Here is a 16123-nt window from a genome sequence, read left to right on the forward strand (position 1 = left end):
AGAAATGTTGAATGTCCAACCGCTTTCGCGAGCAAGCTCGCTCCCACAATTACAAGATCAACAAGAGACCGATATGCACAGCGAGTTCCCTACCGAAGCCAGCTACCGCGATCAACGCGAACAGTTCATCACCGCCGCCAACGCAGCTGGCGCCACACTCACTTCCTACGCACATCCACGTTGCGGGCCATTCGGCGAACCCCTGAGCACCGACGTCGCCGTGCTCGGTGATCCACAGGCCAAACGCCGCCTGGTAGCGCTCAGCGGCACGCACGGAGTCGAGGGCTATTACGGCTCGGACTGTCAGATCGATTGGCTGAAAACCTTCGCACCCGGATCGCTGCCCAAGGATGTCGCGGTGGTCATGGTGCACCTGATCAACCCATGGGGCACGGCGTGGTTACGGCGGGTCAACGAAGACAACATCGACCTCAACCGCAATCACCTGGATTTCACCGGACCGCTGCCGGACAACCGCGCGTACGCCGCCCTGCATGAAATCTACGCGTGCACTGATCTGAACGGCCCCGAGCGCAAAAGCGCCGATGCCTTGCTCGATGCGCAGATAAAAGAACACGGTTGGCCAGCGGTAATGTCGATTGTCGAGGGCGGTCAGCACAGTCATCCCGACGGGCTGTTTTACGGTGGCCGCGCGCCGAGCTGGTCGAATCGCACCTTGCATCAAATCATCGACGCGCATCTGGCTGGCGCTGAAACCGTGATGTGTTTTGACCTGCACACCGGTGCTGGCGAATACGGTCATCCGATGTTGCTGACCATCACCCAGGCGCCTTACCCGGTACTCGCGCAGGCCCAGGCGATTTATGGTCCATGGCTTTACACGCTGCACACCGGCGCCGACACCTTGAGCGAAACCGGTGTGGCAGCGACGGCTACCGGGTACACCTCCCAAGCGTTGCTCAATGCTTTACCGGACGTGCAGTTAATGCCGTTCGTGATCGAGTGCGGAACGTATCCGGGGCCGGAGGTGCACCGACATTTGCGCGATGATCATTGGCTGCATTTGCATGGCGATCCGCTGGATGCGGTAGGACGTGAAATCAAACTGAATCTGCTGGAGCAGTTCTATCCGGCCGATCCGGACTGGCGGACGATGGTCGGTTTGCGCACTCGGCAAATCTGGGCGAAAGGGTTGTCGGCGTTGGGTAACTGGTCGCGGTAAATCATCAGTGTCTTTGCTGCCGGCACTTTCCTCCGGGCACAAAAAACGGCTCACTTTGCGGTAAGCCGTTTTTTTGTATTTGTGCTGCGCGATCTAATTCATACCAGGATCGAATCCGTTTCCTACAGCGTTTTTCAACCTGATCGCTCGGTACCGATTCAGTCGAATGAAAAGGCATTTCGCGCCTGTAGTACTTTGCTCCAGCTTGGCGGTTGCTCCACATGTCTCCTACAGATTTTTCAGGTCGACAACTTACGCGCCTTTACCTGAGGATGGTTTCTATCGTTTTTTCCAGGATGGATTTCAGATGAAAAGGATGAGTCCGTTGCCAATCAACTCTATTTTCAGTCGGCCATTGTCATGAGTGTTTCCAATGAGGATCGCGATTTTCTGGTGGCGATGGGCAGTCGCATTGCTCACTTACGCACAGTGCACGAGATCACACAGACTCGGTTTGCACGGGCTTTAGGTCTTTCCCGGCAAACCTTTCAGGGCTACGAGGAGGGCACCCGCAGCATGCCGGTCACGACGCTGGTGAAGATGGCATTTGCGCTTCGCGTGCCTGTTGAAGACCTGCTCGGCGTTCCCTCGTACACGGAGACGCCCAGACGCAGCTTGACCTCGACGTGGTATCGACGGCTGCAGTCAATCAATGAGCTTTCGAAGGTCCAGCAGAAGGTCATTGCGCAGATGCTCGACGCACTGATCGCACAGGCAGCGACCAAAGCGAGCAACGAAGAGAAAGATGTTTTGAAGTAACAGAAAACCGAGACTTTTCTCGAGGCATAAAAAAACGGCCTACCTTTCGGTAAGCCGTTTTTAGTACTTGGTGGCTACACAGGGACTTGAACCCCGGACCCCAGCATTATGAATGCTATGCTCTAACCAACTGAGCTATGTAGCCAAGTGGCGCGCATTATTCCCCTGAAATGGAAAAGCGTCAAGCGTAAATTTAAAAATTTTTTCTACGCTTTCAACCGTTTATCAAAATCACTGACGCAGCAGCGGCGAAGGGCAGCGTTGGAACCAGCGACTGGCCTGTTCATACGCGTGCGCCAATTGCAGGACAGCGAAGTCGGCCTGGTGCTTGCCGATGATTTGCAGCCCCATCGGTAAACCGTCCGAATTGAATCCGGCCTGAACGCTCGCTACGGGGCAACCCGATAAAGTGCCGGGAATCACTACCTCCATCCAACGGTGATAGGTGTCCATCGCCACGCCCTCAATCGACGTTGGCCACGGTTGGGTTTTATCGAACGGGAACACCTGGGCGCTGGGCAGCAGCAGGTAATCGTACTTTTCGAACAGCCGAGAAATCGCCCGATACCAATCGCTGCGCACCACCGAGGCCGCGAACACTTCGCTGGCCGACAGCTTCAGGCCGTTTTCCACTTCCCAGATCGCCTCCGGTTTCAACAACGCGCGTTTTTGCGGATCGGCATACGTCGCGCCCAAAGACCCCGCGACCATCCAGTGCCGCAACGTGCGCCAACTGCTCCACAGCCGCTCAGGCGCGAAACCAGGCTCAACTGACTCAACGTGACAGCCGAGGCTCTCAAAGTCGGCAAAGGTCTTCTCACACAACGACAGCACGCCTTGCTCCATCGGCAGATACCCACCGAAATCGCCCAGCCAACCCAACCGCGTGCCTTTGAAATCACGCTCCAGCGGCGCCGCAAACGCCTCACCGGATTCAGCGATGGACAGCGGCGCCCGCGCATCACCGCCAGCCTGCACCGACAACAGCAACGCCGCATCCCTCACGCTGCGCGCCATTGGCCCCTCATAACCGAGCTGATCAAAAAACAGATCGGCACTGTCATCAAACGGCACGCGACCCTGCGACGGACGAAAACCAAAAATGTTGTTGAACGCCGCCGGATTGCGCAGCGAGCCCATCATGTCGCTGCCATCCGCGACAGGCACCAGATGCATCGCCAGCGCCGCCGCCGCGCCGCCACTGCTGCCGCCCGCCGTTTTGCTCGGGTCATACGCGCAAGCGGTGGCGCCAAACAACGGGTTGTAGCTTTGCGAACCGAGACCGAATTCCGGGGTGTTGGTTTTGCCGATAATGATTGCGCCGGCGGCCTTGATCCGCTCGACCATGATGCCGTCGCGCTCAGGGACAAAGTCCTTGTACAGCGGCGACCCCAGCGTGGTGCGGATGCCTTGGGTCAGCGACAGATCCTTGATCGCATGAGGCAAACCATGCATCCAGCCACGGTATTGGCCACGCGCCAGTTCGGCGTCGCGTTCATCGGCCTGAGCCAGCAGATGTTCCGGTGATTGGAGGCTGATCAGCGCATTCACCAAAGGGTTGAAGCGTTCGATATGGGCAAGGTAAGTCTGCATCACTTCCCGGCAGGAAACTTGACGCAGGCGGATGCGTTCGGCGAGCTCGTGGGCCTGCAACAGGACCAGTTCGCTGATGTTATTAGAGTTCATTGCAAGCGGCCTTTCAGACGGCTGGAAAAACGCCCCGCCAGTGCGCCGGGGCGGTAGCGATCAACGCATCAGGTTGGTCCAGAGACGGTCGGCGAGGCGGATTGCGCCTTCGCCGCAGGTCTTGCTGAACACCACGTTGGTGCCTTCGGGAATGTGCAGTTCCGGCGCGTCCTTGAGCGCTGCGTCGAGGAACGGTTCGACGCCTTTGATCGGGCTCTGGTGCTTGAGGAAGTTCTGCGTCATCGCCGAGTTTTCCGGCTGGCTGAGGAAGGCGATGAACGCCTTGGCATTCGCCGGATTCTTGCTGCCGGTGGGGATGACCATGTTGTCGACCCAGGCCAGCACGCCTTCTTTCGGGTAGAGGTATTTCAGCGTTGGTTTCATCTCGCGGGCACGCATCGACGAGCCGCCCCAGAACATCGACATGTCGATTTCACCCGAGGCGAGGTTCTCGCGAATCGAGCCGGCCTTGGAGCTGTAGGTTTTCACGAACGGCTTCTGCGCCTTGAGCAGCGTCAGCACCTGCTGCATCTGTTTCGGGTCTTCACTGCACAGCGGAATGTTCAGATAGAGGTTGGCCATGTCGACCATGTCGCTGACCGAATCGAACATGTTGATCCGTCCCTGCAATTCGGCTGGCGGCTCATACAAAACCTTGTAGCTGTCGGCCGGGCCTTTGTAGCGCGCCGAGTCCAGCACGACGCTGGTTGTGCCCCAAATGAACGGCACCGAATACGCACCTTCCGGGTCCCAGCTCGGTTTTTTCAGGTTATCCACAACGCTGGCGTAGTAGGGCTCCTTGACCGGGTCGAAGCGTTCCAGCAGGTTTTCCTTGATCAGGATCGGCACGAACTGGTGCGACGGAATCGCCACGTCATAACCGGCGCCGCCCTGTTTCAACTTCGCCAGCAGCGTCTCGTTGGAATCGTAGGAATCGACGGTGACTTCGATGCCGGTCTGCTTCTGGAACTTGGCGAGAATCTCCGGCGAAAAGTAGCCACTCCAACTGACCACGTTGAGTTTTTCGGCGGCCTGAACGCTGCCAGCCATCGCCAGCGGCACAGCCAGGAACAACGAAGTGCCAACGCTTTTTATCCACTTGCTCATGCTATTTCCCCACAGGTCGTAGAAGGTTCAGGCGTTCTTTTTGCCCAACAGGTAAGAGAGGCTGACGAACAGCACCGAGACGCCGAGGATCAGCGTCGACACGGCATTGACGTCGGGTGTCACGCCCATGCGCAGCAGGCCGAAAATGAAGATCGGCAGCGTTGTCGTGCCGGCCTGCGAGACCATCATTGAGATGACGAAGTTATCCAGCGAAACGATGAAGGCCAGCATCAGCCCGGAGAAAATCCCCGGCATCAGCAGCGGCAAGGTCACTTTGCGAAAGGTTCGCCAAGGGCCGGCGTAGAGGTCGGCGGAAGCCTGCTCCAGCGACAGGTCCATATCGTTCAACCGCGCACGGATCGGCAGGTAGGCGAAGGGGATGCAGAACACCGTATGGGCGATGATCAGGTTGCCGTAGCCCAGCGACAGACCGATGGTTGAGAACAGCGCCAGCGTCGCCACACCGACGACAATTTCCGGCAACACCAGCGGCAACATGATCGCGCCCATCGACAATTGCAGGCCCTTGAACTTGGCGCCGCGCGAGGTGCCGAGGGCGGCGAGGGTGGCAATCGCCGTGGCGATCATGCTCGCGCAAACGGCGATCAACAGGCTGTTGCCGGCGGCCTGGCGCAAGGCCTGATTGGCGAACGCGGCGCGATACCAGTCGAGGCTGAAACCGGTCCACACCGTCGCCGATTGGTTGGCGTTGAACGAGAACACCACCAGCACCACGATCGGCGCGTAGAGGTACAGATAGAACAGAAAACTGAAGCCGCCGAAGCCGGGGAAGTCCTGCACGCCCAGCCCTTTGCGTTTGAATAGCGCGAGCATTACGCACCTCCTTTGGCGATGCGCTGGCGCTCGGCGCGCAAGGCATAAACGGTCAGCACCAGCATCACCGCAGCCATCAGCACCAGCGACAGCGCTGCACCAAACGGCCAGTTACGCGCATCGCTGAACTGCCGGAAGATCAGGTTGCCGAGCATCATTCGCGTGCCACCGCCGAGCAGTTCCGGGGCGATCATTGCGCCCAGACACGGCACGAAGGTGAGGATGGCGCCGGCGAGAATTCCCGGTTTGGCGATCGGTAAAACCACTTTGCGCAAGGTGCGGATGCGCCCGGCATAGAGATCCTGCGCGGCTTCGAGCAGGCGGATATCCATCTTTTCCAGCGTCGCGTAGATCGGCAACACCACGAACGGCGCATAGGTGTAAACCAGCCCTAGCAGCACCGCGCCGTCGGTGTACAACAACTGCAAAGGTTCGTGGATAACGCCCATGCCCATCAGGCTGTTGTTGATCACTCCAGTGTTACGCAGCAGCAGAATCCACGCGTAGGTGCGGATCAACAGGTTGGCCCAGAACGGCACGGTGATCAGAAAGATCAGCAAACCGCGTCGATGCGCCGGCTGCATGGCCAGCCACACGGCGACCGGAAAACCGATCAGCAATGTGATGATTGTGGTCAGCCCGGCGATGCCGATCGAGCGCAGGGCAATGATCAAATACGAATCCGCAAACGCGAGGCTGTCATCCAGTTGGCGCTCGAACAGCAGCGAGGTGTAGGCGTCGCTGCTGAAGACTTTGTTGACCCCGCCGTAGGGGTTGGCCTCCATCAGCGAATAGCCGATGACGATCAGGATCGGCACCAGCAGAAACAGGCCGATGGCGATCAGCGCCGGGCTGACCCCGAGGAAACTCTGGAAGGCTTTGCGCCGCTCCAGCGTGTTGGCAATCGGTAAGGCGTGCATGGCAATTCCTCCGGCTCAATCGTGCAGGACGCTGGCGCTTCCACGGTCGAACAACAGACCGGCCTGAGAGCCGACAGCAAAGCGCAGGCTCTGGTCGACGCAGTTGGGCGTACGCACGGTGAGGCGCGAACCGTCGCTGAGGCTGACCTGATATTGCAGGTCGGTGCCCAGATAGATCTGCGCTTCGATCCGGCACGGCAACGCGTTTTCGCTGTTGGCCGGCAGCAGATGCAGGCGCTCCGGGCGTACCGACAAAGTCACGTTGGCGCCGACCTGCACATCGCTGCACGGTTGCGCCGGCAGTGGATGCCCGGCCGGCCCGGCGAACCACGCCTGACCGTCTTCCACACGAGTGACGGTGCCTTCGATGAAATTGGTTTCGCCGATGAAGTCAGCAACGAAGCGATTGCGCGGGCGTTCGTAGATGTCTTCAGGCCGCCCGACCTGCTGCACTTCGCCTTCGGAGAGCACGGCGATGCGGTCGGACATGGTCAGCGCTTCTTCCTGGTCGTGGGTGACGAAGATGAAAGTGATACCGGTCTTGGCCTGAATGCTTTTCAGCTCTTCGCGCATCGCCTGACGCAGCTTGAGATCGAGCGCCGACAGCGGCTCATCGAGCAGCAGCACTTTCGGATGCGGTGCCAAAGCGCGGGCGAGGGCGACGCGTTGTTGCTGGCCGCCAGACAGTTGCGCCGGCTTGCGGTTGGCGAAGCGTTCCATCTGCACCAGCGCCAGCATCTCGCGCACACGCTCGGCGATTTGCGCCTTGGTCAGGACTTTGCCCATCGGCTGCGATTCAAGACCGAAAGCCAGGTTCTCGGCGATGGTCATGTGCGGGAACAGCGCGTAATGCTGGAACACCGTGTTGACCGGACGCTGGAAGGGCGGGCGATCGGCGATGTTTTCGCCGTAGAGAAGGATCTCGCCTTCGGTGGGAAATTCGAATCCGGCGATCATCCGCAGCAGGGTGGTCTTGCCGCAGCCGGACGGGCCGAGAAGGGTGAAGAATTCGTTGTCGCGGATGTCCAGGTCGATGCTTTTCAGCGCCACCGGACCGGTCTGCGGATCACCGTAAACCTTGCGCACTGAGCGGATCGAGACCGCCAGCGTTTGCAGCGAATGCAGGGCATTCATGCGTTACCTCCGATTCCCCCATCGCCTGCGACTCGCTTTGCAAAGCGTTGCCGTCGGGCCATGGATATTATTTTTTTGGGCAGGATCGAGATTGCGTTCGGGTGTGAAACCAGCTGTTTTTTTATTCTGCTGTGGCTCGATTATCAGCCAGGGCTTGCGCGGCGCGACACTTCAATTTAAACATGGCAGGTGTTAGTTAATTTAACAGCCGAAGGTGCCAGGAATCATGCCCGACCACCGTTTGCCACCGCTCAACGCGGTGCGCGCCTTTGATGCCGCTGCGCGTTTGGGCAGCTACGTCGAAGCCTCGAAAGCCCTGCACGTGACCCAGCCTGCGATTGGCCGCCATGTGAAATTGCTCGAGGACTGGTTGGGCATTCAATTGTTCGAGCGCACTTCGCGCGGGGTCAACCTGACCCCGGCGGGGGACAAGTACCACCGCAAGATCAGCGCCGCTTTGCAGTTGATCATCGAGGCGGGCAAGGAAGCGCAGCCGAAAGATGCCGAGCGTTGGCTGCGAATCATGGTGGTGCCGGGTTTTGCCAAGCGCTGGTTGATGCCGAGGATCGAAGCGCTGCGGCATTTGCGCCCGGGATTGAAACTGGCGATCGAGCCGAATTCGACCTTCACCGAAGTGGATGGAAAAAGTGCCGACCTCGGTATCGTTTATGGCCTCGACGGGCAGTATGCCGACTCACGGGAGGCGCTGATTTGCCCACGGGTATTCCCGATCTGCACGCCGGCGTATCTGGCCAGCATCGCACCGATCAGCAGTCCCGCTGACCTGGTCAGAAACGACCTGATCCACGTCGATGACGGCGAATGGTGGAACCTGTGGTTCGCCGCGCACGATCTCGATATCCATCTCAATTCCGACATGCTCTACGTCAACAATGACCACGCGCTGTCAGTCGCCGAGAGCGGGCAGGGCATTGCGCTGGCCAACGAGGTGCTGGTGCGCCATGAACTCGCCAGCGGCAAACTGGTGCGTGCCGTCGATGCTGAGGTGAAGCTTGAGAGCTATCGGGTGCTGACGCCGTCCGCCGAACTCTCGGCGGATGTGGCGTGGTTCATTCAATGGCTCAAGGCTGAGCTGGAAGCGGATTTCCCTGAAGCGGTAATCAACTGAGGCGGAAACGCGCGGTGTTGTCGGTGAGTGCTTTGCTGCCTTGGCTGAGGGTGTCTGCGGCGAGATTCACTGCGCGTGCGCCTTCGAGTAAACGCACGGCTGCCTGATCGACCTGCTGGATGTTGCCACTAACTTCGTCGGCGGTGCTCGCTTGTTCCTCAACGGCGGTGGCGATCTGCGCCAACGTGTCGGTGACGCTCTGCATGGCGCTGGCGATTTCGCCCAGGCGTTCGCCGAGACCGGTGACCGACTCGGCATCGGTTTGCGCCTGGCCGCACGCGGCTTCCATCAAACTCACGGCTTCGTTGACCGTCGCGCGCAAGCTGTCGACGGTTCCGGCGATCTGCGCGGTCGACGATTGTGTGCGTTGCGACAGGCTGCGCACTTCGTCCGCCACTACGGCAAAGCCGCGACCTTGTTCACCTGCGCGCGCGGCTTCGATGGCCGCGTTGAGTGCGAGCAGATTGGTTTGCTCGGCGACGCCGCGAATGGTGTCGACCACCAATTGAATCTGCTGGCCTTGTTCGCTGACCCGACCCAACGCCGCAGCCGTTTCATTCAAACGCTGATTGAGTTGCTGGATGCTCGCCGTGGTGCGTTGGCTGTCACGGCTGCTGTCGGCCGCGATGCGCCGGGTGTGCTGAGCGCTGCCGGAGGCCTGTTCGCAACTCTGCGCCACACCTTGCGAGGTGGCGGCCAATTGCGTGGCGGCTGCGGCGATCTGGCTGATCTGCAACTGCTGCGCCTCGACTTCGCTGAGGGCGCCGCTGGAGTGTTCGTTGAGGCTGCGCACGGCGTTGCTTAGTTGGGAGGTCTCGTGATCGACACCGAGCATGCTCGTGCGCAATTGCACCACGGCCACGTTGAGCGCGGTGCTGATCGCCGCCAGCTCATCACGTCCCACCACCGGCACTTGCAGGCTCAGGTTGCCGTCGCGCAGGGCTTCAGCGAGCAGGGTGATGCCGCTGGCGCTGCGACGGATCGAGGCTTGCAGGCAGACAAACAAGTACAGCGCCGCCAGTAGCAAGCAACCAAAGATCGCCGCGACGATGATGAACTGACGGATTGCTGAACTGTGGTAGGCGTCGAGGCGCTGATCCAGCGACACCAGCGATTGCTGGCGCAGGGCGGCGAGGTCGGTCAACAGGGCATCGAGGTTGCGTTCGAAGTCGTCCGGCTTGAGCGTGATGCTGCCGCCGAACACGCCGTCGTCGAGTACTTTCAGCCCGCTGTCGAGGCGTTTCAGGCTGTCGTGGTATTGGCTGGCCCAGCTCTGTTGATCTTTCGGCAGGCGTGCTTCGAGCAGCGTGGCGGTTTTCACCAGTTGCTCGCGGGCATCGCCGATGCGGCTGCGCAAGTCGCGCAATTGCAGACGGCTTTGCAGGGTGAATTGGCCGGAGACGACCGAGGCTTGACCGACGGCGGCGAGGCGGCCGACCCGTTCGATCAGGTCCGGCGCGTGTTGCGTGGAAATCTGCGTCAACAGGTAGGTTTCCAGCCACGGCGCGAGGGTCAGGCGATTGTCCATGACGATCTGCTCGCGCAACGCTTGCAGAGCGCTGAGGGCGTTGGTGAAACGGTCGTAACCGTCTGGCCACCAGCCGACGCTGCTGAGGCTTTTCGAATCCAACCCGTTCAGCGCGGTTTGCAGCGCCTGATAGCGGCTGAGGGTTTCGCCTTCGGCACCTTCGTTTTTCAGCGCGTTACCCAAGTCCGTGGTGGCTTGCAGAACTGCCGGTTGCACCGCGTCGAACGCGCCCATGGCGGCGAGGGTAGCGGGCGTCGGCTGGCGATTGGTTTCCGTGGCGCGCCAACGGGCGGCGCGGTCACGTTGGGCGGCGAGCAGGTTGTCCAGCGCATCCAGTGCGAGCAACTGCCGTACGCCGGCACGTTCGCCGGAAATCAGATTGAGCTTGTCGCGATAGTCCTGGCCGATCATCAACAGGCTGCCGGCCAACGGCAGAATGAACAGCAGAAACAACAACTGGAATTTACCTGCGAAGCCAAACCGCCCCAGCAATTTGATCCCCGGTGAAAGGAAAGCCTGCATGCCCCATGACTCCTCTGGACACCACGCACCATTGGCGTGCATCGCGGTCGTTCGACCTGGATGTTGTGCCCTGCTAAAAGGCCTCGAAAGTTCACTCTCGCCCGCTCTGTAGGCCGGCTCTGTAGCGAAACTTCCCATTGTCGGTGCCCTTTGTAAGGGCGCCGCGTTCAAGGGATAGAGCAAGGCAAGATTCAGACCATGGCGTTGCGCTATCACCTTGCTGTCGACGACCAGTCAGTTAGTTAGCTGGCTAAGGGGATGGCGCTGTCGCACCGAAAAATGGCACATTGACGCACCTGCCTGCGTGCACCCATCTGCTGTCCGGAAACTTCCATGGCTATCAGCAACGTTCAGACCGCCGCTGCCTCGGCGCCCGCTGCTCCCCAAAGCAGTCCATTGGTGATGCGTATCATCGGTGCGGTGGCGCTGGCGCATTTGATCAACGACTTGATTCAGTCGGTACTGCCTTCCATCTATCCGATGCTCAAGGCTAACTACGGCCTGACCTTTACTCAGGTCGGCCTGATCACCCTGACTTTTCAACTGACCGCGTCGCTGTTGCAGCCGTGGGTCGGTTATCACACCGATCGGCATCCGAAACCGTGGCTGTTGCCGGGCGGTTCGATTTGCACGCTGATTGGCATCGTGATGATGTCGATGGTCGGCAGTTTTCCGTTGATCCTGCTGGCGGCGGCGCTGATCGGTATCGGCTCCTCGACGTTCCACCCCGAGGCCTCGCGGATTGCGCGGCTGGCGTCCGGTGGACGCTTTGGTCTGGCGCAATCGACCTTCCAGGTCGGTGGTAACGCGGGTTCGGCGTTTGGTCCGTTGCTGGCGGCGGCGATCATCATTCCGTTCGGCCAGGCCAATGTGGCGTGGTTCGGCCTGTTCGCGGTGTTTGCGCTGTTCGTGCTGTACCGCATCAGCCGCTGGTACGCCCATCACCTCAATCTGTTCAAGCTCAAGGCCGGTCAGGCAGCGACTCACGGGCTGTCGAAGGGCAGGGTGACCAGTGCGCTGGTGGTGTTGGGGTTGTTGGTGTTTTCGAAGTATTTCTACATGGCCAGCCTGACCAGTTACTTCACGTTCTACCTGATCGAGAAGTTCGACCTGTCGGTGGCCAGTTCGCAGTTGCACTTGTTCCTGTTCTTGGGCGCGGTGGCGGCGGGGACGTTCTTTGGCGGGCCGATTGGCGACAAGATCGGGCGTAAGGCGGTGATCTGGTTTTCGATCCTTGGTGTGGCGCCGTTCACGTTGCTGATGCCTCACGTCGATCTGTTCTGGACCACCGTTCTCAGCGTGGTGATCGGCTTCATTCTGGCTTCGGCGTTCTCGGCGATTGTGGTGTACGCGCAGGAACTGGTGCCGGGCAATGTCGGGATGATTGCCGGGGTGTTCTTCGGTTTGATGTTTGGGTTTGGCGGGATTGGCGCGGCGCTGCTCGGGCATCTGGCGGATATTCACGGGATTGAGTACGTGTATTTCCTGTGTTCGTTCCTGCCGTTGTTTGGCGTGTTGGCGATCTTCTTGCCGCGCACCAAAAAGACCTGATTCCACACAATCCCCAACTGTGGGAGCGAGCCTGCTCGCGAATGCGGTGTGTCATCCGCAGATATGTGGCTGACACTCCCTCTTCGCGAGCAGGCTCGCTCCCACAGGTGGAATAGGTTCGGCCATAAATCTCAGGCACAAAAAAGCCGCGTATCAAACGCGGCTTTTTCTTGGGCTTAACGCTTACACGTTGAAGCGGAAGTGCATCACGTCGCCGTCTTTGACGATGTAATCCTTGCCTTCCAGACGCCATTTACCGGCTTCTTTGGTACCGGCTTCGCCCTTGTACTGGATGAAGTCGTTGTAGGCGATGACTTCGGCGCGGATGAAGCCTTTCTCGAAGTCGGTGTGGATCACGCCAGCAGCTTGCGGCGCGGTAGCACCGACTTTGACGGTCCAGGCGCGGACTTCTTCGACACCGGCGGTGAAGTAGGTCTGCAGGTGCAGCATTTCGTAGCCGGCGCGAATCACGCGGTTCAGGCCAGGCTCTTCCAGGCCCAGGGCCTCGAGGAACATGTCCTTCTCTTCGCCGTCATCGAGCTCGGCGATTTCTGCTTCGATCTTGTTGCAGACCGGAACGACCATCGCGCCTTCTTCTTCGGCAATGGCGCGAACCACGTCCAGGTGCGGGTTGTTCTCGAAACCGTCTTCAGCGACGTTGGCGATGTACATGACCGGCTTGGTGGTCAGCAGGTGGAAGCCCTTGATCACGGCCTTTTCGTCAGCGCTCATGTTCTTCATCAGGCTGCGTGCTGGCTTGCCTTCGGTGAAGTGCGCGATCAGTTGCTCCAGCAGAGCTTTCTGAACCACAGCGTCCTTGTCACCGCCCTTGGCGTTACGCGCAACTTTCTGCAGTTGCTTCTCGCAGCTGTCGAGGTCGGCGAAGATCAGTTCCAGGTCGATGATTTCGATGTCACGTTTCGGGTCGACGCTGTTGGAAACGTGGATCACGTTTTCGTCTTCGAAGCAGCGCACCACGTGAGCGATCGCGTCGGTTTCGCGGATGTTGGCGAGGAACTTGTTGCCCAGGCCTTCACCTTTCGAGGCGCCGGCAACCAGGCCTGCGATGTCGACGAATTCCATGGTGGTCGGCAGGATGCGCTTCGGATTGACGATGGCCGCCAGGGCTTCCAGACGCGGATCCGGCATCGGTACGATGCCGCTGTTCGGCTCGATGGTGCAGAAGGGGAAGTTTTCGGCCGCGATACCGGATTTGGTCAGGGCGTTGAACAGGGTGGACTTGCCGACGTTAGGCAGGCCGACGATGCCGCAATTGAATCCCATGGTGTTTCCCCTCGGAGTAGAGTCAGGCCTTCTGGCTGTGCAGGTTTTTCATCGCGCGGTTCCATTCACCGGCGAGGATATCCGGCAGCACGCCGAGGGCAAAGTCGATGCTGGCATCGAGTTTTTCCTGTTCGGCGCGTGGCGCACGACCCAGGACGAAATTTGAAACCATACTGGCGACGCCCGGGTGGCCAATGCCAAGCCGCAGGCGGTAGAACGTATTCTGATTGCCCAGTTGCGCAATGATGTCGCGCAACCCGTTGTGACCGCCATGGCCGCCGCCCTGCTTGAGCTTGGCAACGCCCGGAGGCAAGTCGAGTTCGTCGTGCGCCACGAGGATTTCTTCAGGCTTGATGCGGAAGAAACCGGCGAGTGCCGCCACGGCCTGGCCGCTGCGGTTCATGTAGGTGGTGGGAATCAGCAGACGAACATCCTGACCCTGATGCGAATAGCGCCCGGTCAGGCCGAAATATTTGCGATCGGCCACAAGATTCACATTCTGTGCGTGGGCGATGCGCTCAACAAAAAGGGCCCCTGCGTTATGCCGGGTCTGGTCGTATTCGGCGCCTGGATTTCCCAGGCCAACGATCAGTTTGATGGCAGTCACGATAGGGGCCCTTCCTTTGAGTGGTGAGTAACATCGCCGCGATCAGGGAAAGCGGCGAAAGTGGACGAAAAATGCTCATTTACCATGGATGTAAACTCCGCGTTCTCGCCCGCTTTCTCGCTACGTTCCAGTCCGCGATGTTACTTGCTCACTCAGGCATGACAGAGTGAATTACTCTGCTGCGCCTTCTTCGGTAGCTTCTGGAGCAACACGTGGAGCGTGGACGTTGGCAACAGCCTTGTCATCGCCGTGTGCCAGAGCAACGAACTCAACGCCTTTCGGAGCTTTGAGGTCCGACAGGTGAATGATCGAACCGATTTCAGCGTCAGCCAGGTCGACTTCGATGAACTCAGGCAGATCTTTCGGCAGGCAGGTCACTTCGATTTCAGCAACAACGTGCGAAATCTCGCCGCCTTTCTTCACTGGAGCAGCTTCGTTGATGAAGTGCACAGGAACGATAGCGGTCAGTTTCTGGCCAGCGACAACGCGTACGAAGTCAGCGTGCAGAACGTGGCCTTTGGCCGGGTGACGTTGCAGAGCTTTGATGATGACGTTCTGCTTGGTGCCGCCAACGTTCAGCTCGATGATGTGGCTGTAAGCCGCTTCGTTTTCGAGCAGTTTGGCAACTTCTTTGGCCAGCATGCTGATGGATTCAGGGGCTTTCTCGCCACCGTAAACAACAGCTGGAACCAGAGCGGCGAGACGACGCAGGCGGCGGCTCGCACCTTTCCCCAGGTCGGAACGCACTTCAGCATTCAGAGTAAAATCGTTCATTGTGTATCTCCAAAATAGCCATGACCGGAGTGGCGTTTGCGACCAGCGCCAAACACGGTATGGGCAAAAAAGCCCCGCCCCGGCAGGAATGCCGGGGCGGGGCGCTTTTCGTCAACGAGACATTTCGCGAAGGGCAGGGCCCTTAACGGAACATCGCGCTGATCGATTCTTCATTGCTGATGCGGCGAACCGCTTCGGCAACAACCGGTGCGATATCCAGTTGACGGATACGTGCACAGGCTTGTGCTGCAGCGGACAGCGGGATGGTGTTCGTCACCACCAGCTCGTCCAGCACGGAATTTTCGATATTCTCGATGGCCCGACCCGACAGCACAGGGTGTGTGCAGTAGGCAAAGACCTTGGCTGCGCCATGCTCTTTCAGGGCCTTGGCCGCGTGGCACAGAGTGCCGGCGGTATCGACCATGTCATCGACCAGAATACAGGTACGCCCTTCGACATCACCGATGATATGCATCACTTCAGAGTGATTGGCTTTCTCACGGCGTTTGTCGATGATCCCGAGGTCCACGCCCAGGGATTTGGCAACGGCACGTGCTCGCACGACGCCACCAATGTCCGGGGACACGATCATCAGGTTTTCGAAGCGCTGATCTTCAATGTCATCCACCAGAACCGGGGAGCCGTAGATATTATCTACCGGAATATCGAAGAAACCCTGAATCTGGTCAGCATGCAGATCAACCGTGAGAACACGGTCGATGCCGACTACGGTAAGCATGTCAGCGACGACTTTCGCGCTGATAGCCACACGTGCGGAACGCGGACGGCGATCCTGACGGGCATAACCAAAATAAGGAATAACAGCAGTGATACGAGTAGCCGAGGAGCGGCGGAAGGCATCAGCCATCACTACCAGTTCCATCAGGTTATCGTTAGTCGGAGCGCAAGTCGGCTGAATAATGAAAACGTCTTTACCGCGAACGTTTTCATTGATCTCGGCAGTAATTTCGCCGTCGGAGAACTTACCGACAGAGATGTCACCGAGAGGGATATGCAGCTGACGTACAACACGCCGAGCCAGATCGGGGTTAGCGTTCCCCGTAAAGACCATCATCTTGGACACGCGCAGTACCTAGAGGCTGAG

General features: G+C 59.2%; 14 protein-coding genes and 1 tRNA gene. 4 read left to right on the forward strand and 11 right to left on the reverse strand.

Annotated features, from left to right (window positions below):
- The first annotated feature begins 73 nt into the window (after positions 1 to 73).
- Complete coding sequence (locus A8O26_RS25420) at positions 74 to 1183, forward strand: DUF2817 domain-containing protein (RefSeq protein WP_064120428.1); 1110 nt, start codon at positions 74 to 76, stop codon at positions 1181 to 1183.
- A 360-nt stretch (positions 1184 to 1543) separates the two neighbouring features.
- Positions 1544 to 1942 (forward strand): helix-turn-helix domain-containing protein, encoded by a 399-nt coding sequence (locus A8O26_RS25425; protein WP_253757026.1) that lies wholly within the window; start codon positions 1544 to 1546, stop codon positions 1940 to 1942.
- A gap of 68 nt (positions 1943 to 2010) precedes the next feature.
- Here A8O26_RS25425 and A8O26_RS25430 read toward each other — a convergent pair.
- The 6 genes from A8O26_RS25430 to A8O26_RS25455 all read right to left on the reverse strand — a co-directional run bounded on the left by A8O26_RS25430 (position 2011) and on the right by A8O26_RS25455 (position 7623).
- A tRNA-Met gene (locus tag A8O26_RS25430) sits at positions 2011 to 2087 on the reverse strand.
- Between the two features lie 86 nt (positions 2088 to 2173).
- The gene (locus A8O26_RS25435; protein WP_064120430.1) at positions 2174 to 3628 is read right to left on the reverse strand and encodes an amidase; all 1455 of its coding nucleotides are present in this window, start codon (positions 3626 to 3628) and stop codon (positions 2174 to 2176) included.
- A 60-nt stretch (positions 3629 to 3688) separates the two neighbouring features.
- Positions 3689 to 4735: an ABC transporter substrate-binding protein gene (locus tag A8O26_RS25440; protein ID WP_064120431.1), complete on the reverse strand. Its 1047-nt coding sequence runs from the start codon at positions 4733 to 4735 to the stop codon at positions 3689 to 3691.
- 27 nt (positions 4736 to 4762) lie between these two features.
- Positions 4763 to 5569 carry an ABC transporter permease gene (locus A8O26_RS25445; RefSeq protein WP_025109361.1) on the reverse strand — a complete coding sequence of 269 codons (807 nt, stop codon included), beginning with the start codon at positions 5567 to 5569 and terminating at the stop codon, positions 4763 to 4765.
- A complete protein-coding gene (locus A8O26_RS25450) occupies positions 5569 to 6489 on the reverse strand; it encodes an ABC transporter permease (protein ID WP_064120432.1) in 921 nt (306 codons plus the stop codon). Before A8O26_RS25450 ends, A8O26_RS25445 begins: the two co-directional genes overlap by 1 nt.
- Before the next feature lie 15 nt (positions 6490 to 6504).
- Positions 6505 to 7623 (reverse strand): ABC transporter ATP-binding protein, encoded by a 1119-nt coding sequence (locus tag A8O26_RS25455; protein ID WP_064120433.1) that lies wholly within the window; start codon positions 7621 to 7623, stop codon positions 6505 to 6507.
- A 226-nt stretch (positions 7624 to 7849) separates the two neighbouring features.
- Here A8O26_RS25455 and A8O26_RS25460 point away from each other — a divergent pair, with 226 nt between their 5' ends.
- Complete coding sequence (locus tag A8O26_RS25460; RefSeq protein ID WP_064120434.1) at positions 7850 to 8752, forward strand: LysR substrate-binding domain-containing protein; 903 nt, start codon at positions 7850 to 7852, stop codon at positions 8750 to 8752.
- Here the strand turns inward: A8O26_RS25460 and A8O26_RS25465 are convergent.
- Positions 8745 to 10802 carry a methyl-accepting chemotaxis protein gene (locus tag A8O26_RS25465; RefSeq protein ID WP_064120435.1) on the reverse strand — a complete coding sequence of 686 codons (2058 nt, stop codon included), beginning with the start codon at positions 10800 to 10802 and terminating at the stop codon, positions 8745 to 8747. The two genes, A8O26_RS25460 and A8O26_RS25465, sit on opposite strands and share 8 nt — an antisense overlap.
- A gap of 333 nt (positions 10803 to 11135) precedes the next feature.
- Between A8O26_RS25465 and A8O26_RS25470 the strand changes: the two genes are divergently transcribed.
- Positions 11136 to 12353 carry an MFS transporter gene (locus tag A8O26_RS25470; RefSeq protein WP_064120436.1) on the forward strand — a complete coding sequence of 406 codons (1218 nt, stop codon included), beginning with the start codon at positions 11136 to 11138 and terminating at the stop codon, positions 12351 to 12353.
- 183 nt (positions 12354 to 12536) lie between these two features.
- Here A8O26_RS25470 and ychF read toward each other — a convergent pair whose 3' ends face one another.
- The 4 genes from ychF to A8O26_RS25490 all read right to left on the reverse strand — a co-directional run bounded on the left by ychF (position 12537) and on the right by A8O26_RS25490 (position 16102).
- Positions 12537 to 13637 carry a redox-regulated ATPase YchF gene (ychF, locus tag A8O26_RS25475; RefSeq protein ID WP_064120437.1) on the reverse strand — a complete coding sequence of 367 codons (1101 nt, stop codon included), beginning with the start codon at positions 13635 to 13637 and terminating at the stop codon, positions 12537 to 12539.
- A gap of 22 nt (positions 13638 to 13659) precedes the next feature.
- On the reverse strand, positions 13660 to 14244 hold the full coding sequence (gene pth / locus A8O26_RS25480; RefSeq protein WP_008079560.1) for an aminoacyl-tRNA hydrolase: 585 nt from the start codon (positions 14242 to 14244) through the stop codon (positions 13660 to 13662).
- 171 nt (positions 14245 to 14415) lie between these two features.
- The gene (locus A8O26_RS25485) at positions 14416 to 15018 is read right to left on the reverse strand and encodes a 50S ribosomal protein L25/general stress protein Ctc (protein WP_007912900.1); all 603 of its coding nucleotides are present in this window, start codon (positions 15016 to 15018) and stop codon (positions 14416 to 14418) included.
- Between the two features lie 142 nt (positions 15019 to 15160).
- The gene (locus tag A8O26_RS25490) at positions 15161 to 16102 is read right to left on the reverse strand and encodes a ribose-phosphate pyrophosphokinase (protein WP_003171603.1); all 942 of its coding nucleotides are present in this window, start codon (positions 16100 to 16102) and stop codon (positions 15161 to 15163) included.
- Positions 16103 to 16123: the final 21 nt, after the last annotated feature.

Source organism: Pseudomonas fluorescens (assembly GCF_001648775.1).
In the GTDB taxonomy this organism is placed as follows: domain Bacteria; phylum Pseudomonadota; class Gammaproteobacteria; order Pseudomonadales; family Pseudomonadaceae; genus Aquipseudomonas; species Aquipseudomonas fluorescens_M.